Below are 15849 nucleotides of genomic sequence, written 5' to 3'. Positions count from 1 at the left end.
GCGCGCCGCCAGAGCCCGCGCGGCGCGCGGCGCATCGCCCGCATCGCCCACGGTGGGGCCGCTGGCGATGTCCCCGGGGGCATCGCCCGGCACGTCGGATATCATCAGCGCAAGCATCCGTGCCGGATGGGCGGCGGCGGCCAGCCGCCCGCCCTTGACCGCCGAAAGCTGCTTGCGCAGGCCGTTGACCTCGGAAATCGGGGCGCCGCTGGCCAGCATGTCCCGCGCCACGGCCTGCTTGTCTGCCAGGGTCAGCCCCTCGGCAGGGGCACAGAGCAGGGCCGACCCGCCGCCCGAGATCAGCGCCAGCACGAAATCCCCCTCGCCAAGCCCCGCGACAAGGTCCAGCATCCGGCGCGTGGCGGCGACACCGGCCATGTCCGGCACCGGGTGCCCGGCTTCGACGATCTCGATCCCGGCGCAGGGGCGGGCATAGCCGTAACGGGTGATGACCAGCCCTTCGCAGGGGCCCCAGGCGGCCTCCACCGCCTCGGCCATGCGGGCACTGGCCTTGCCCGCACCGATCACGACGACCCGGCCCGGCGGTTGCGCGGGCAGATGATCGGCAAGGCTGCGCATGGGGTCCGCCACCGCGACGGCACGGTCGAACAGGCGCCGCAGGAGGGGGATCTGTGAGGAGGTGTCGCTCATGGCCCGAGTTTGCCCCGCGGCCCGGGCCGGATAAAGGAAAAACCACGGCAGGACTTGAGGCGTGACGCCCAACGTCGCGGCGAGGGGCACGACGCCGCAGATTGTCGCCTGTCCGCGCGCTGATGAAAAGAGGGCGCATGGTGGGCGACCCAGCCGTCTGGACAATCCCGTCACTTTCAAAGGTTAGGCCATAGTTGCGGGAAAATTGGGGCCTCTGAAATTTCCAAAGAATTTTCGGGCAATCCCGCACCCAATCTGCGGGTAGCCATTCAAGAAAAAGGACAGGATCAAGCGCTTATAGAGCTTCACTGCCCCGGCTGTATTAGGCAGCCGACTCATAAAACTCGATCCACAGCCTGACCGAGGCCAGTTTGATCATCGACAGGAAATTGCGTGACGTCTTCTCGTATCGGGTTGCGATACGGCGGAACGAGGCTTTCAGCCTACCAAAGAAGCGCTCGATTTTGTTGCGTTCCCGGTAGATTTCAGCATCAAATTCGGCGGGCAGTTTGCGGTTGGCCTTGGAAGGGATCACGTCGACAGCGCCCTGTTCCCAGATCAAGTCCCTGATCCAGTCTGCGTCATATGCTTTGTCCGCGAGCACATGTTGGCCAGGTTGCAGATTGTTCAGGAGCGTCTTGCACGGCGGCGCGTCATGGGCTTGGCCGGGTGTCAGTTCATATCGGATCGGCAGCCCATCCTGATTGGTAAGTGCATGTATTTTCGTCCCTAATCCGCCCCGTGAGCGACCTAAACAGCGGCGCGGGTCTTTTTTTGAGAGTCGTGGCGGAATGATGCGCGCGCACGCTGGTCCCGTCGACCATCACTGTGTCCACGTTATGCGCGTCGGCGATGGCGTCCATAATCCGGTCCCAGTGGCCCGCATAACTCCACCGGTTGAAGCGATTATAGACCGTTGTCGGTGGGCCATATTCGCTGGGCAGATCGGCCCAAGGGATGCCGGTGCGCAGGACGTAGAAAATGCCGTTGATCACGCGGCGGTCATCCACCCGCTTCTTGCCGCGTGTTTTGTTAGGCAAGACAGCTTTGATGAATTCCCATTCCAAATCGCTCATGTCTGATCGCGCCACTTGCATCCTCCCGCCCGTTGTTTGGACGAAATGAATCACAAACCTATGCTCGTAAGCAAGAATTAATGAGTGTGCTGCCTAGCAAACTGGAGCCATCAGCGACGCACTCGCGACGCACCTTTCCACGGAGGCACCACCATGACCATCACCGCAACATTCTCGAACGGCTACGAGGAAACCTACAAAGGCAACCGCGCGGTCAAAGCCGCTTGGGCCGTCATCCGCAAGTCGGACGGCAAGGTCATCGCAAGCGGGCACAGCCTCGACCGCGCCAAGGCCGCCAAAACGGCACAGGGCGCCATGAGCGAAAAGGCCCACGGCTTCGGCCCGCTCCGCCCGACCCGCGCTTACCCGGGGTGGGAAAAGCCTTTGCGCCGCCACGGCTACGACGGGCCGAAGGCAACGGCGGCCATGACCCGCTGGGCTCGCGAACAGAACGCCGAGCGCCTCGCGCGGATCGCCGCGGCCCACACCATCGAGATCATCGACCTTTGACCGCCACCGCCGGGCCCCCGGGCCCGGCCCCCACCTTTCCACGGAGGACGACGACCATGACCACCCCGCACCACACTGAGGTTTTCCACATCGACCGGGCCAACGGCTGGGCCTGCGCGGTCTACGATGCCGAGGGCAACCAGATCGGCGAGGCCGTCTACGAGTTTCGGCAGCGCGTCGGCGATGGGCATCACCCGGATCGCCGCGATGAAGAAATAGGTCGACAGCACCAGGAACAACGCCCGCTAAGCCAGCAGGCCCGCGGTGCCCGGCCCCGGCCGCAACCGCAGTCCCAGCCAGAGGCAGACCGGCAGCATCAGCGCGGCCTGGATGACGAATCGCGCGGCGGTGATTTGGCCAACGGGCAGTGTTCGTGCGGCCAGCTTGGCGGCAACGTCCAGCATGGGCGCGGACATGCAAAAGCCGATCATCAGCAGGATGCCGGGCAGGATGCGGTCGGCCCCGGGGGTGTCGAGGGTGCTCATGCCGATGCACCTAAAGGGCCGGCAGGGTGGGGTCCAGACCGGCGGTGGGGCGGCCTACTCGGCCGGTTGAAAGCCGGTGATGAGCTGGCGCAGGCCCAGGGCCGCCCCGGCAAGGATCGCCGCGAAGGTGACAGGCGCGCTCCAGGCCAGCACGGAAAAGGCGGACAGGCCCTGGCCGATGGAACAGCCCAGCGCCACCACAGCACCGACACCCATCAGGGCCGCGCCGAGGATTTGGCGGCGCAGCTCGCGCGGGTCCTCGCAGGCCTCCCAGCGGAAATGACCCTTGATGAGCGACCCGATGAAGGCACCGATCAGCACGCCCAGCACCGAGCCGATCCCGAAGGTCAGCTCGTTGCCCGAGGCGGTCATGGCGTAGAGCATGGTCGCCCCCACCGGCGCGGTGAAGGTGTGCGATTGCACCGGCGTCTCGGCAAAACTCTCGACGGCCAGCCACTGGGTGCCGGCCCAGGCCAGCACCACCGCCAGCCCCACCACCGTGCCCCAGGCGATGGCCGCCGGGGCGGCGCGCAGCAGGGGCGAGCGCAGGGCAAAGGCCAGGATCAGCCCCCCGAGGCCGAGGCCGAAGATCACCGGCGACACCCCGGTGAGCGCGCCCAGCCCGTGGGCGATGCCCGGCGGCGTGCCGTTGGCCGCCGGTTCGGGAAAGACGGCCACCCGCAGCCAGGCCAGCGGCCCCGACAGCGTGATGAGCGCCGACAGCCCCATCACCAGCACGATCACGAAAGAGCGCAGGTCGCCACCGCCCAGCCGCGCCAGCGCGCCGTAGCCGCAGTTGCCGGCGATGGCCATGCCGTAGCCGAAGACCAAGCCGCCCGCGATCGAGGCCAGCGGGTTCCAGGCCTGCGCGAGATAGGCGCTCTGGCCTGCCTCGAAGACGCCCAGCCCGACCAGCGCGAAGCTGCCGATCACGGCCACGCCGATGGCGACGGCCCACATCCGCATCCGGGTATCGTCATGTCCGTAAAGCCAGTCCTCGATGGCGCCGAGGGTGCAGAACCGGCCGAACCGAGCCGCGAGGCCCAGCAAAACGCCCCCGCAAAGCCCGACCAGGGCCGCCGCGTTGGCGTAGCCGATCGTCTCCAGCATTTTCTCCTCCCGGTTGCCTGCGACAGGCTCAGCCGTCGCGGCAGAACATGTCGTAGACAAGGTCCAGTATTTGCCGAGACCGGTCGTCGGTCAAGCGGTAGTAGATCGTCTTGCCCTCGCGCCGGGGGGTGACAAGCCCCTCAAGCCGCAGGCGCGACAACTGCTGCGAGACCGCGGCCTGCCGCGCCGACAGCAGGCTCTCCAGGTCGGTCACGGATTTCTCGCCCGTGGCCAGGTGACACAGGATCATCAGCCGGCCCTCGTGGCTGATAGCCTTGAGGAAATTCGACGCCTCGGTGGCGCGCTCGGCCATCCGGTCCAGTTCCTCGGGCGGGATGTCGTTGTCTATGACGGGAAGCCCCATGATCCACCTTCCGCGGGTTTCGCAGACCTTACCGGTTTCGGGCCCGGGCGCGAAAGGTGCCCCGGGCGCGTCCGCGGTCACTTGCGCGTTATGCGCAACAGGGGGCGGGGCATCCTTCATCCCTCGGCCGCCGGCTCGATCAGGCCGGCGTCGGCCGCCATCCGCTCGGCCAGGGCCCAGAAAAAGTCCTCGCCGGGATAGCCTTCGATCCGGTTCAGTTCGACCCCGTCGACGACCAGAACGAAGGTGGGGGTGAAGGTCAGGCGGCGGGCCAGCTCAAGGTCGGCCGGCACGGGGTCGTGCAGGTCGATCCGGCGCAGCGGGGCCGCGGCGCCGAGGCCCGTCTTGGGATAGATCGGGCCGATCTCGGCGTCCCAGCGCTGGCAATAGGCACAACCGTCCTGTTCGACCATGACCATCTGCACCTCGGCGCCGGCCTCCGTGTCTTGCGCCCGCGCCAACGGAGCGCCGGAAAGGGCCGGGGCGAGGCAGAGCGCGGCGAGGAAGCGGAGCATGACGCAATTGACCTATCGTTTTCACTTAGCTTAATTTGAATATGTGAATTCTTCAAGGAGCCGGCATGTTCGACGTGTCTTTCATGGGCGCTTTTCTGGCGGGGTTGTTGGCGTTTCTGACGCCCTGCATCCTGCCCATGGTGCCTTTCTACTTTTCCTATATGGCCGGGATCTCCATGGCCGAACTGCGCGGCGACGGGCGAATCGCGCCGGGCGCGCAGAAGCGATTGACCATTTCCGCGCTGATGTTCGCGCTGGGCGTGACCACCATCTTCATGCTGCTGGGGCTGGGGGCCACCGCGCTGGGCCAGGCCTTCGCCGCCATCAAGGAGCCGCTCTGTTACGTCGCCGCCGCGGTGATCTTCGTCTTCGGGCTGCATTTCCTCGGGGTGCTGCGCCTGCCGTTCCTGATGCGCGAGGCGCGCATGGAAAGCAATTCGGACCCCTCCACGGTGCTGGGGGCCTACGTGATGGGGCTGGCCTTCGGATTCGGCTGGACCGCCTGTGTCGGGCCGGTGCTGGCCACGATCCTGATGATGGCCAGCGGCATGGGCGACCTTTTGCAGGGCACCCTGCTTCTGGCGGTCTTCGGGCTGGGCATGACGCTGCCCTTCGTCATCGCCTCGTTCTTCGCCAAGCCGTTCCTGGGGGTCATGCAGCGGCACCGGGCGCGCATGGCCCACGTGGAAAAGGCCATGGGTGTGCTGCTGATCGTCTTCGCGATCCTGATCGCGACCAACACGATCAACGCCATCGGCAACTGGATGATCGAGACGTTCCCGGCGTTCAGCAACCTCGGCTAGACCGGCCGACATCGAAAAAGGGAGGAGACCCGATGTTCAAGACAGTGTTCAAACCCGTGATCGCGGCCGTTGCGGCGCTGATCCTCATGGCCCCGGTGCAGGCGGCGGAGCTGGGCGACGACGGCCTGCACAAGGCCGACTGGATGCAGCAGACTTTCCTCGACCTGCGCGAGGATCACGCCGACGCCACCGCGCAGGGCAAGCGCCTCGCGGTGATGATCGAGCAGCGCGGCTGCATCTACTGCACCCAGATGCACGAGGAGGTTTACCCGATCCCCGAGATCGACGCCCTGCTGCACGAGGAGTTCTATGTCGTGCAGATCAACATGTTCGGCGATCTGGAGGTCACGGATTTCGATGGTGAATCCCTGCCCGAGAAGGAGATGGTGCAGAAATGGGGCGCCATGTACACGCCGACCATCTACTTTTTCCCCGAAGAGGTGACGCAAGAGGCGCCCGCCAACCGCGTGGCCGCCGCCTATGTGCCCGGCGCGCTCAGCCCCGGCATGTTCCACAACATGCTGACCTATGTACGCGACGGGGTTCACGAAGAGGAAAACTTTCAGAAGTATCACGCTCGCATATTCAACGCGGGCGAGGGGCTCTATGCCGACGGGGGCGAGTAGCGCCGCGCCTGACCGGCCTCACGACGTGGCAGCCCGGCAGCCCCCTGACCCCCGCGCGGCGGGGACTGCCTCGGCGCGCATGAATTCACGCTTATGAATTTGATGTTGCGAGTCGCCTGCCCGGTGCGCTACGGTATACATAATAAGAAAGTCGAAATACGTCAGAAGGACTTCAGGGAGGAACAATGAAGCGAACATTTGCACTGGCCGTTTGCGTGGCCATGGGGGGCAGCGTGGCGCTGGCCGACATGCTGGCCCCGGCCGATGTCACATACGGCGACTACGGCGCGGTCGAGCAATCGCTGACCGGCACGCCCGGCGACCCCGAGAATGGCGCCCAGGTCTTTGTGGCGCGCAAGCTGGGCAACTGCCTGGCCTGTCACGCCAATTCGGACATGGCCGACCAGCCGTTCCACGGCGAGGTGGGGCCGCCCCTCGACGGCATCGGCAGCTACCGCACCGAGGCGGAGCTGCGCGGCATGATCATCAATTCCAAGAAGACGTTCCAGGGAACGATCATGCCGGCCTTCTATGTCGCCGACGACTTCACCCGCAACCAGGACAAGTTCGAGGGCGAGACGATCCTGACGGCCCAACAGGTCGAGGACGTTGTGGCCTACCTTATGACCCTGACCGACTGACCCGAGGTCAGGGAACCGCGAACCCGAGAGGAGAAATCATGAGCTTTTCGCGTAGAGAGACCATCCTGATGGCGCTGGGGGCCGCGGCGGCGACCACGCTTCCGATGCAGGCCCGCGCCGCCATCGAGGATGCCATTGCCGCCTTCACCGACGGGGCCGAGCCGGGCGAGGGGGGCATCACCCTGACCGCGCCCGAGATCGCCGAGAACGGCAACACCGTTCCGATCGAGGTCAGCGCCCCGGGCGCCGCCGCGATCACCATCCTGGCCGCGGGCAACCCGACCCCGGATGTCGCCGCCTTCAACTTCGGCCCGCTGGCCGGGGCGCAGGCCGCCTCGACCCGCATGCGCCTGGCCGGCACGCAGGACGTGATCGCCATTGCCCGGATGAACGACGGCTCGTTCGTGCAGGCCAGCCAGGAAGTCAAGGTCACCATCGGCGGCTGCGGCGGCTAACCCAACGAGAGGATTGAAGACATGGCAGACAACGTTACCCCCCGCGTCCGCGTCCCCCGTGATGCCGCCGCCGGCGACACCATCACTATCAAGACGCTGATCTCGCACCCCATGGAATCGGGCCAGCGCAAGGACAGCGACGGCAACACCATCCCGCAGTCGATCATCAACCGCTTCACCTGCGAGTTCAACGGCGAGAGCGTCGTCGAGATGATCCTCGAACCGGCGATTTCCACCAACCCCTTCATCGAGTTCCAGGCGACCGTGCCCGAAAGCGGCACCTTCGCCTTCACCTGGTACGACGACGACGGGTCGGTCTACGAGGAATCGAAGGACATCGCCGTCAGCTGAGGCTGGCGGACCACAGGGAGGACAACAATAATGACACTGTCGACACTCAAGACTGCGGCCTGCGGACTGGCCCTCGTGGCCGCGCCGCTGGCCGTCAGCGCCGAGGATCTGCTGATCAACGGCCAGGTCGAGATCAACACCGAGGTCCAGCCGGCCGAACACATGAAGGGGATCGTGCCGGTGGTGCGGTCGGGCTGGACCTTCCGGTCGCCCGAGACGCAGGTCCTGCAGATGGACGATTTCGACAACCCCGGCATGATCTTCGTAGACCAGGGGATGTCGCTCTGGCAGACCGGCGACGGCGCGACCGGCGAGTCCTGCGCCGATTGCCATGGCGACATGGCCGAATCGATGGAAGGCGTGCGCGCCTCGATGCCCAAGATGAACCCCGAGGGCACCGATCTCTGGACGCTCGAGGAGAACATCAACAATTGCCGGACCGAACGGATGGAGGCCGAGGACTGGGCCTGGGAATCCTCCGAGATGCTGGCCATGACCGCGGCCATCGGCAAGCAGTCGCGCGGCATGCCCGTCGACGTGGAAATCGACGGCCCGGCCCGCGAATGGTGGGAGCGCGGTGAAGAGCTCTACTATCAGCGCGTCGGCCAGCTCGACATGGCTTGCGCCAATTGCCACGAGGACAACTACGACAACATGATCCGGGCCGATCACCTGTCGCAGGGCCAGATCAACGGCTTTCCGGTCTACCGCCTCAAGTGGGGCGGGCTGGGGTCCATCCACCGCCGGTTCAAGGGCTGCATGAAGAACATCCGCGCAGAGCCGTACACCCGCGGCTCGGACGAGTTCAAGGCGCTGGAGCTCTACGTGGCCTCGCGCGGGGCGGGTCTCGACGTCGAAACGCCCTCCGTCCGCAACTGATCCGAAGGCCCGCGCCGGTTCCGCCGGTGCGGGTTTTCTTTGATCTCAGATATTCACTTTTGCGCATATGATGGCGCGAAAGCGGACCGGGACCCGGCATACCCCGACCCGGCAGACCAAGACCAGAAGGATCCGCTCATGATCTCCCGTCGCGATTTTCTCCAGGCCTCGATGGCCGCCTCGGCCCTTGTCGGGGCCTCGGGCTTCGGCAACTGGAGCAGGCTGGCCGCGCAGCAGGCCCTCACGCAGGACCAGCTGCTGCAGTTCGACACCTTCGGGAATGTCTCGCTGATCCACATCACCGACATCCACGCCCAGCTCAAGCCGATCTATTTCCGCGAACCCGAGGTCAACATCGGCGTGGGCGACAACCGGGGCGTGGTGCCGCATGTCACCGGCGCAGATTTCCGCAGGCTCTACGGGATCGAGGATGGCAGCCCCTCGCATTACGCGCTGACCTACAACGATTTTGCGGCGCTGGCGCGGACCTACGGCAAGATGGGCGGCATGGACCGCGTGGCCACGGTGGTGAACGCGATCCGCGGCGACCGGCCCGACGCGATCCTGCTGGACGGCGGCGACACCTGGCACGGCTCCTACACCTGCTACCAGACCGAGGGGCAGGACGTGGTCAACGTGATGAACGCACTGAAGCCCGACGCGATGACCTTCCACTGGGAATTCACGCTGGGCCAGGACCGGGTCCGCGAGATCGTCGCCGATCTGCCCTTCGACGCGCTGGGCCAGAACATCTTTGACGCCATGTGGGACGAACCCGCGGCCGAGTTCAAACCCTACCGGTTCTTCGAGCGCGGTGGCGTCAAGGTGGCGGTGATCGGCCAGGCCTTCCCCTACATGCCCATCGCCAACCCCGGCTGGATGTTCCCCGACTATTCCTTCGGCATCCGCGACGAGCACATGCAGAAGATGGTCGACGAGGTGCGCGCCCAGGGCGCCGAATGCGTGGTTTGCCTGTCGCACAACGGCTTCGACGTTGACAAGAAAATGGCCTCGGTCGTCTCCGGCATCGACGTGATCCTGTCGGGCCACACCCACGACGCGCTGCCCGAACCGGTGACGGTCGGCGACACGATCGTCGTCGCCTCGGGCTCGAACGGCAAGTTCGTCAGCCGCGTCGACCTTGATATCCGCAACGGCCGCATGATGGGCTTCCGGCACAAGCTGATCCCGGTCTTTTCCGACGTGATCGCGCCCGACCCGACGGTCGCCGGCCTGATCGACGACCAGCGCGCGCCCTTCAAGGATCAGCTGGACGAGGTCATCGGCCAGACCGACGGGCTGCTCTACCGCCGCGGCAACTTCAACGGCTCGTGGGATGATCTGATCTGCGACGCGCTGATGAGCGAACGCGAGGCCGACATCGCCATGTCGCCCGGCGTGCGCTGGGGGCCGTCGGTCCTGCCCGGCCAGGACATCACCCGCGAGGACATCTGGAACGTCACCTCGATGACCTATGGCCGCGCCTACCGCACCGAGATGACGGGCGAGTTTCTTCACACCGTGCTGGAGGACGTGGGCGACAACCTGTTCAACCCCGACCCCTACTATCAGCAGGGCGGCGACATGGTCCGCATCGGCGGCATGGGCTATCGCATCGACGTGACCAAGCCGCAGGGCAGCCGGATCTCGGACATGACGCTGCTGTCCACGGGCGCGCCGATCGACCCCGAAAAGAGCTACGTGGTGGCCGGCTGGGCCTCCGTGAACGAGGGCACCGAGGGCCCGCAGATCTGGGACGTGGTCGAGGACCACATCCGCAAGCAGGGCACCGTGACCGTGACGCCGAATACCAGCGTCAAGGTCGTGGGCGCCTGAGCCGATTGACGCATCGAGAGGACGAGACATGGACATGAAGTTCAAGGGCAAGAAGCCGTCGCGGCGGTCCTTCCTGACCGGGGCGGCGGCAGCCGGCGCCGGCAGCGTCGCCGCCACCGTCGCCAAGGGGCAGACCGCCCCCGACCCGGCGATCACCGAGCTGCAGGACTGGCAGGTCTACCTGGGCGACGGCGTCGATGCCGCCCCCTACGGCATGCCGTCCAAGCACGAACGCCACGTTGTGCGCCGCACCGTGGACTGGCTGACGGCCGACAATATCTCCTCGATCAACTTCACGCCGCTGCACGAGCTTGACGGGATCATCACGCCCAACGGCGTCTGCTTCGAGCGTCACCACAGCGGCGCCGCCGAGATCGACCCAGCCGAGCATCGCCTGATGATCAATGGCCTGGTGGAGCGCGAGCTGGTCTTCACCATGGACGACCTGATGCGGTTCCCGCGGGAAAACCACGCCTATTTCCTCGAATGCGCGGCCAATACCGGCATGGAATGGGCGGGGGCGCAGCTCAACGGCTGCCAGTTCACCCACGGCATGATTCACAACGTCATGTATACGGGTATCCCGCTCAAGCTGCTGCTGGCCGAGGCGGGCATCAAGACCAACGCCAAGTGGGTCCTGCCCGAGGGCGCCGACGCCGCCGCCATGACCCGCTCGATCCCCATGGAAAAGGCGCTGGACGACTGCCTCGTTGCCTTCAAGATGAACGGCGAGGCGCTGCGCGCCGAACAGGGCTACCCGGTGCGCCTGGTCGTGCCCGGCTGGGAAGGCAACATGTGGGTCAAGTGGCTGCGCCGCATCGAGGTGGGCGACAAGCCCTGGCACCACCGCGAGGAGACCAGCAAGTATACGGACCTGCTGGAAAACGGCGAGGCGCGCCGCTTCACCTGGGAGATGGACGCCAAATCGGTCATCACCAACCCCAGCCCGCAGGCCCCGCTGACCCACGGGCCCGGCTATACCGTCCTGACCGGTGTCGCCTGGTCGGGCCGCGGGACGATCCCGCGGGTGGACGTGACGCTGGACGGCGGCAAGAGCTGGTATCAGGCCCGCATGTCCGGCCCGAGCATGAACAAGTCCATGCACCGCTTCTATTTCGAGTTCGACTGGGACGGCAAGCCGCTGCTGCTGCAAAGCCGCGCCCACGACAGCACCGGCTACGTGCAGCCCACCAAGCACCAGCTGCGCGACTGGCGGGGCGAGAACTCCATCTACCACAACAACGGTATCCAGACCTGGTACGTGAACGAGAATGGCGAGGCCGAGAATGTCGAAATTTCCTAACCAACTCGCCCTGGTCGCCGTGGCCGCGACCTCGGTCATCGCGCTGAGCGTCGGCCTGTCCGAGCGCGCCGCGCACACCGCCGAGGCCGACGCCGCCGCGGCACAGGCTGAGGCCGACACCATGGCCGCGCAGGCCACGGCCCCCGACGCCGAAACCACCGAAACCGAAGAGGTCGCGGACGCTGCACCCGCCGAGATCGAAGCGGTCGACGAGGGCACCGAGAACACCGTTGCCGAGGCAACAGCCCCTGCCGAGGCCGAGGCCCCCGCCGACGCCGCGGCCACCGAAACCGTCACCGCAGAGGCGAGCGCCGAGGCCGGCGACACCTTCGAAGGTGGCACCTCGTTGCCCGCGCTTTTCGTCGGGGCCGCATGGGCGCAAAGCCACGAAAGCCCCATGATCGGCGAGCTTGAAGGCAACAGTTTCGACCTCGGCCGCGAAGCGCTGGACGAGGAAGTTGCCGCCTGGGACATCGACATCCGCCCCGATGGTGCCGGCCTGCCCACGGGTTCGGGCGATGTCTGGACCGGCGAGGAGGTCTACATCGAGAACTGTGCCCAGTGCCACGGCGATTTCGGCGAGGGCCGGGCGCGCTGGCCCGTGCTTTCGGGGGGCTGGGACACGCTGGAACGCGAGGACCCGGTCAAGACCCCAGGCTCCTACTGGCCCTACCTGTCCACCGTCTGGGACTACGTGCACCGGGCCATGCCCTACGGCCAGGCCCAGAGCCTGACCGACGACGAGGTCTACGCGGTCACTGCCTATATCCTCTATCTCAACAACCTCGTGGAGGACGATTTCGAGCTGTCGCAGGACACGTTCACCGAGGTCAGCTTGCCCAACGAGGACGGTTTCTTCATGGATGACCGCGCCGAGGGCGAGATACCGGCCTTCAGCGAAGAGCCCTGCATGGAGGACTGCAAGGACAGCGTCGAGATCACCATGCGCGCCAGCGTGCTGGACGTCACACCCGAGGACGAAGAGGCCGAGGCGACCGAGGCCGCCGCCGAGACCACCGGGGCGGCCGAGACGCAAGAGGCCGAGGCCGAGACGTCGGAGACAGAGTCCACCGAGGAGGTGGCCGCGGTCGATCCGGCGCTGGTCGAGGAAGGCGAGGGCGTCTTCCGCAAGTGCCAGGCTTGCCACCAGGTCGGCGACGGCGCGCGCAACGGCGTCGGCCCGCACCTCAACGGCGTGCTGGGGCGCGCCATCGGCGGGATCGAGGGCTTCCGGTATTCGGGCGTCTTCGAGGAGGCCAACGCCGCGGGCGAGGTCTGGACCCCCGAGCGCCTCGGGGAGTACCTGGCCGATCCGCGCGGCGCCATGCCGGGCACGAACATGTCCTTCGCCGGCTTGCGCAGCGAGGACGAGATCGCGGCGATCACCGCCTACCTCTCGACCTTCGAGGCACAGTGATGATCCGCCGGGCGCTTCTCCCGGCGGTGATCCTCGCCGGCCTGGGCAGCAGCGGCGCCGCACAGGTGGGGGGCGATCCCGACCGCGGCGAGGCGCTCTTTCAGTCGGATTGCGCGTCCTGTCACCTGGTGGGGCAGGGCGCGCGCAACCGGGTCGGCCCGCATCTGAACGGGATTTTCGACCGCCGCGCTGGCGCCATCGAGGGGTTCCGCTATTCAGAGGACATGATGCTGCGGGCCGATGCCGGGCTGAAGTGGACCTTCGAGACGCTGGACCGCTACATCGAGAACCCCCGAGTCTTCGTCAGCCGCACCCGGATGAACTACGCCGGGATGGCGGATGCCGAGGATCGCGCCGACCTGCTGGCCTACCTGCGGCTGTTCTCGGCCGACCCGGCCGACATTCCCGAGGCCGCGCTCACGGCGGCGGCGGTGGATCATTCGGTCGACCCGGAAATCCTCGCCATCGTGGGCGACCCGGCCTACGGTGAATACCTGTCCGGCGAGTGCACCTCGTGCCATCAGGAAAGCGGCGCCGCCAACGGCATCCCGTCGATCACCAACTGGCCCGAAGATGTCTTCGTTACCGCGATGCACGCCTACAAGGAGGGCGTGCGTGAGCACAACGTCATGCAGATGACGGCCAGCCGCCTGTCGGACGAGGAGATCGCGGCGCTGGCCGCCTATTTCGCGACGGTCGAATAGGGACGGACAGGACGGGGCCGGGAGGGGCCCCGCCACAAAGGGGGACCGGGCAGCCGGACCACAACGACGCCGGGCCAATCGGCGCGCCAAGCAACCAAGGGAGGAGACCCGACATGAAACTGAACAGAAGAGCCTTCATCGGCACCGCGGCCGCGGGCGCGGCGACGCTTTCGGCGCCCCGCGTCATGGGCCAGGACAACGGCCGCCCGCGCGTCGTCGTCATCGGCGGCGGCTCGGGCGGGGCCACGGCGGCGCGCTACATCGCCAAGGATTCGAACGGCGCGATCGACGTGACCCTGATCGAGCCGACACGCGCCTATTACACCTGTTATTTTTCGAACCTCTACATCGGCGGCTTCCGCGAGATGGACAGCCTCGGCCATTCCTACGGCACGCTCGCGGGCAGCTACGGGATCAACGTGCTGCACGACTGGGCCACCGGCGTGGACCGCGACGCGCGGACCGTGACCACCGCGGGGGGGTACACGCTGGGCTACGATCGGCTGATCCTGTCGCCCGGGATCGACTTCGTGGACGGGGCCGTGCCCGGCTGGGACATCAACGCCCAGGACCGGATGCCCCATGCCTACAAGGCCGGCAGCCAGACCGAATTGCTCAAGGCGCAAATCGAGGCCATGCCCGAGGGCGGTACCTATGCCATGGTCGCCCCGCCCAACCCCTACCGCTGCCCGCCGGGCCCCTACGAACGCGTCAGTATGGTCGCCCACCTTCTGTCCGAGATCAATCCGACGGCCAAGATCCTGATCGCCGATCCCAAGCAAAACTTTTCCAAGCAGGCGCTTTTCGAGGACGGCTGGCGCAACAACTACGCCGGCATGATCGAGCGCATCGGCCCGGACTTCGGCGGCGACGATGTCGAGGTCGACCCCGAGGCCATGACCCTCTCGATCGGCGGCGCGGTCGAGAACGTGGATGTCTGCAACGTGATCCCGGCCATGAAGGCCGGCCGCATTGCCGAGATCGCCGGCGTCACCGAGGGCAACTGGGCGCCGGTCAACGCCACCGATCTGTCCAGCACCATGGACGAGAACGTCCATGTGCTCGGGGATAGCGCGGCGCAGGGCGACATGCCGAAATCCGGCTTCGCGGCCAACAGCCAGGCCAAGGTCTGCGCCAACGCCGTGCGCGGGGCCCTGACCGGCTCCAGCGTCTTCCCGGCGCGCTTCGCCAATACCTGCTGGTCGCTGATCGACACCGACAACGGGGTCAAGGTGGGCGCCACCTACGAGGCCACCGAGGAAAAGATCGCCAAGGTCGACGGCTTTATCTCGGACACTGGCGAAAGCGCCGAGGTCCGGGCCGCTACCTACCGCGAGTCGATCGGCTGGTACGACGGAATCACCGCCGACATGTTCGGCTGACCGACCGGTCCCGCGGGCCTTGATCCAGGTCAAGGCCCGCGGAATGCCTGTCGGTGAAAATGGTGCCCAACACGGAGGAGACCCCATGAAAACGCTTGCCGTCCTGGCCCTGTGCCTGACCGCAACAACCGCACTGGCGCAAGAGGCCGTCATGACCCCCTTCGAGGGCAGTTTCGACGATGCCACCTTCGCCGTCGAGAACGAGATAATCGGCCGCGGCCTGGTGATCGACTATGTCAGCCACGTCGGCGACATGCTCAACCGCACCGGCGAAGATGTCGGCTCGGACGTCACCATCTTCGAAGCCGCCGACGTCTTCCTGTTCTGTTCGGCCACCGTCTCGCGCGAGGTCATGGAAGCCGACCCGATGAACATCGCGCATTGCCCCTACGGCATCTTCGTCACGGAACGTGACGGCGACGTCATGATCGGGCATCGCACCTACCCGGACGGGCCAATGCAGACCGTCGAAACCCTTCTGGACGAGATCGTCCAGGCCGCCGCGGGGACCTGACCGGACATGAATTACGACGCCTACTTTCGCGCCGAACTCACACGGCTCAGGGACGAAGGCAACTATCGCGTCTTTGCCGACCTTGAGCGGGAACGCGGCGCCTTTCCCAAGGCCAGAAACCACCTGGACGCGTCCGTCCGCGACGTTACGATCTGGTGTTCCAACGACTATCTCGGCATGGGCCAGCACCCGGATGTGCTGGCGGCCATGCACCAGGCGCTCGATAC

General features: G+C 66.2%; 19 protein-coding genes and 1 pseudogene. 14 read left to right on the top strand and 6 right to left on the bottom strand.

Going from position 1 to position 15849, the window contains the following annotated elements:
- Together ACH107_RS22900 and ACH107_RS22895 are read right to left on the bottom strand one after the other, a co-directional pair.
- Window positions 1-651: glycerate kinase (locus ACH107_RS22900; protein ID WP_412507791.1), on the bottom strand; the 651-nt coding region annotated here is incomplete at its 3' end.
- Window positions 652-973: 322 nt separating this feature from the next.
- Window positions 974-1742, bottom strand: a protein-coding gene (locus ACH107_RS22895; protein WP_412507790.1) for an IS5 family transposase whose coding sequence is annotated in 2 segments (ribosomal slippage) — window positions 974-1421 and window positions 1420-1742 — 771 coding nt in all. Because the reading frame shifts where the segments join, the coding sequence is not laid out codon by codon here.
- Between the two features lie 138 nt (window positions 1743-1880).
- Here ACH107_RS22895 and ACH107_RS22890 point away from each other — a divergent pair.
- Window positions 1881-2237 (top strand): hypothetical protein, encoded by a 357-nt coding sequence (locus ACH107_RS22890; protein ID WP_412507788.1) that lies wholly within the window; start codon window positions 1881-1883, stop codon window positions 2235-2237.
- 245 nt (window positions 2238-2482) lie between these two features.
- On the opposite strand, the gene ACH107_RS22885 is transcribed toward ACH107_RS22890, so the two are convergent.
- The 4 genes from ACH107_RS22885 to ACH107_RS22870 all read right to left on the bottom strand — a co-directional run bounded on the left by ACH107_RS22885 (window position 2483) and on the right by ACH107_RS22870 (window position 4711).
- On the bottom strand, window positions 2483-2722 hold the full coding sequence (locus tag ACH107_RS22885; RefSeq protein WP_412507787.1) for a hypothetical protein: 240 nt from the start codon (window positions 2720-2722) through the stop codon (window positions 2483-2485).
- A gap of 54 nt (window positions 2723-2776) precedes the next feature.
- Complete coding sequence (locus ACH107_RS22880; RefSeq protein WP_310691973.1) at window positions 2777-3832, bottom strand: YeeE/YedE family protein; 1056 nt, start codon at window positions 3830-3832, stop codon at window positions 2777-2779.
- Window positions 3833-3860: 28 nt separating this feature from the next.
- Window positions 3861-4196, bottom strand: coding sequence for an ArsR/SmtB family transcription factor (locus ACH107_RS22875; RefSeq protein WP_084860678.1), 336 nt, complete (start codon window positions 4194-4196; stop codon window positions 3861-3863).
- A 116-nt stretch (window positions 4197-4312) separates the two neighbouring features.
- Window positions 4313-4711, bottom strand: coding sequence for a hypothetical protein (locus ACH107_RS22870; protein WP_310702879.1), 399 nt, complete (start codon window positions 4709-4711; stop codon window positions 4313-4315).
- Window positions 4712-4776: 65 nt separating this feature from the next.
- On the opposite strand from ACH107_RS22870, the gene ACH107_RS22865 reads away from it, so the two are divergent.
- From ACH107_RS22865 to ACH107_RS22805, 13 genes and pseudogenes are all read left to right on the top strand, one after another.
- Window positions 4777-5514 (top strand): cytochrome c biogenesis CcdA family protein, encoded by a 738-nt coding sequence (locus tag ACH107_RS22865; RefSeq protein ID WP_412507784.1) that lies wholly within the window; start codon window positions 4777-4779, stop codon window positions 5512-5514.
- 32 nt (window positions 5515-5546) lie between these two features.
- Complete coding sequence (locus ACH107_RS22860; protein ID WP_412507783.1) at window positions 5547-6140, top strand: thioredoxin family protein; 594 nt, start codon at window positions 5547-5549, stop codon at window positions 6138-6140.
- Between the two features lie 185 nt (window positions 6141-6325).
- Window positions 6326-6781 carry a sulfur oxidation c-type cytochrome SoxX gene (gene soxX, locus ACH107_RS22855; RefSeq protein ID WP_310691969.1) on the top strand — a complete coding sequence of 152 codons (456 nt, stop codon included), beginning with the start codon at window positions 6326-6328 and terminating at the stop codon, window positions 6779-6781.
- Between the two features lie 38 nt (window positions 6782-6819).
- Complete coding sequence (soxY, locus tag ACH107_RS22850) at window positions 6820-7236, top strand: thiosulfate oxidation carrier protein SoxY (RefSeq protein WP_310691968.1); 417 nt, start codon at window positions 6820-6822, stop codon at window positions 7234-7236.
- 21 nt (window positions 7237-7257) lie between these two features.
- The gene (gene soxZ, locus ACH107_RS22845; RefSeq protein WP_310691967.1) at window positions 7258-7587 is read left to right on the top strand and encodes a thiosulfate oxidation carrier complex protein SoxZ; all 330 of its coding nucleotides are present in this window, start codon (window positions 7258-7260) and stop codon (window positions 7585-7587) included.
- Between the two features lie 30 nt (window positions 7588-7617).
- Window positions 7618-8466, top strand: a complete 849-nt coding sequence (soxA, locus tag ACH107_RS22840) for a sulfur oxidation c-type cytochrome SoxA (protein WP_310702878.1) — start codon at window positions 7618-7620, stop codon at window positions 8464-8466.
- A 138-nt stretch (window positions 8467-8604) separates the two neighbouring features.
- Complete coding sequence (soxB, locus tag ACH107_RS22835; protein WP_310691965.1) at window positions 8605-10302, top strand: thiosulfohydrolase SoxB; 1698 nt, start codon at window positions 8605-8607, stop codon at window positions 10300-10302.
- Between the two features lie 28 nt (window positions 10303-10330).
- A complete protein-coding gene (gene soxC, locus ACH107_RS22830; protein WP_310691964.1) occupies window positions 10331-11605 on the top strand; it encodes a sulfite dehydrogenase in 1275 nt (424 codons plus the stop codon).
- On the top strand, window positions 11589-13022 hold the full coding sequence (locus ACH107_RS22825; RefSeq protein ID WP_412507780.1) for a c-type cytochrome: 1434 nt from the start codon (window positions 11589-11591) through the stop codon (window positions 13020-13022). The genes soxC and ACH107_RS22825 overlap by 17 nt, the downstream gene beginning before the upstream one ends.
- Window positions 13022-13726: a c-type cytochrome gene (locus ACH107_RS22820; RefSeq protein ID WP_412507778.1), complete on the top strand. Its 705-nt coding sequence runs from the start codon at window positions 13022-13024 to the stop codon at window positions 13724-13726. The genes ACH107_RS22825 and ACH107_RS22820 overlap by 1 nt, the downstream gene beginning before the upstream one ends.
- Before the next feature lie 113 nt (window positions 13727-13839).
- On the top strand, window positions 13840-15108 hold the full coding sequence (locus ACH107_RS22815; RefSeq protein ID WP_310691960.1) for an NAD(P)/FAD-dependent oxidoreductase: 1269 nt from the start codon (window positions 13840-13842) through the stop codon (window positions 15106-15108).
- An 85-nt stretch (window positions 15109-15193) separates the two neighbouring features.
- A complete protein-coding gene (locus ACH107_RS22810) occupies window positions 15194-15622 on the top strand; it encodes a DUF302 domain-containing protein (RefSeq protein ID WP_310691959.1) in 429 nt (142 codons plus the stop codon).
- Window positions 15623-15628: 6 nt separating this feature from the next.
- Window positions 15629-15849, top strand: a pseudogene (locus tag ACH107_RS22805) (5-aminolevulinate synthase); the annotation flags it as partial.

The sequence above is a fragment of the Roseovarius halophilus (ex Wu et al. 2025) genome (genome assembly GCF_047086965.1).
The sequence above is the reverse complement of the archived record's forward strand: the minus strand, read 5'-3'. Positions and strand labels throughout refer to the sequence as shown.

Coding starts and splice junctions, on each gene's coding strand:
- soxA (WP_310702878.1), top strand. CDS start 7,618: ATGACACTGTCGACACTCAAGACTGCGGCCTGCGGACTGGCCCTCGTG.
- soxY (WP_310691968.1), top strand. CDS start 6,820: ATGAGCTTTTCGCGTAGAGAGACCATCCTGATGGCGCTGGGGGCCGCG.
- ACH107_RS22880 (WP_310691973.1), bottom strand. CDS start 3,832: ATGCTGGAGACGATCGGCTACGCCAACGCGGCGGCCCTGGTCGGGCTT.
- soxZ (WP_310691967.1), top strand. CDS start 7,258: ATGGCAGACAACGTTACCCCCCGCGTCCGCGTCCCCCGTGATGCCGCC.
- ACH107_RS22875 (WP_084860678.1), bottom strand. CDS start 4,196: ATGGGGCTTCCCGTCATAGACAACGACATCCCGCCCGAGGAACTGGAC.
- ACH107_RS22825 (WP_412507780.1), top strand. CDS start 11,589: ATGTCGAAATTTCCTAACCAACTCGCCCTGGTCGCCGTGGCCGCGACC.
- ACH107_RS22815 (WP_310691960.1), top strand. CDS start 13,840: ATGAAACTGAACAGAAGAGCCTTCATCGGCACCGCGGCCGCGGGCGCG.
- ACH107_RS22890 (WP_412507788.1), top strand. CDS start 1,881: ATGACCATCACCGCAACATTCTCGAACGGCTACGAGGAAACCTACAAA.
- soxB (WP_310691965.1), top strand. CDS start 8,605: ATGATCTCCCGTCGCGATTTTCTCCAGGCCTCGATGGCCGCCTCGGCC.
- ACH107_RS22820 (WP_412507778.1), top strand. CDS start 13,022: ATGATCCGCCGGGCGCTTCTCCCGGCGGTGATCCTCGCCGGCCTGGGC.
- ACH107_RS22885 (WP_412507787.1), bottom strand. CDS start 2,722: ATGAGCACCCTCGACACCCCCGGGGCCGACCGCATCCTGCCCGGCATC.
- ACH107_RS22865 (WP_412507784.1), top strand. CDS start 4,777: ATGTTCGACGTGTCTTTCATGGGCGCTTTTCTGGCGGGGTTGTTGGCG.
- soxC (WP_310691964.1), top strand. CDS start 10,331: ATGGACATGAAGTTCAAGGGCAAGAAGCCGTCGCGGCGGTCCTTCCTG.
- soxX (WP_310691969.1), top strand. CDS start 6,326: ATGAAGCGAACATTTGCACTGGCCGTTTGCGTGGCCATGGGGGGCAGC.
- ACH107_RS22860 (WP_412507783.1), top strand. CDS start 5,547: ATGTTCAAGACAGTGTTCAAACCCGTGATCGCGGCCGTTGCGGCGCTG.
- ACH107_RS22810 (WP_310691959.1), top strand. CDS start 15,194: ATGAAAACGCTTGCCGTCCTGGCCCTGTGCCTGACCGCAACAACCGCA.
- ACH107_RS22870 (WP_310702879.1), bottom strand. CDS start 4,711: ATGCTCCGCTTCCTCGCCGCGCTCTGCCTCGCCCCGGCCCTTTCCGGC.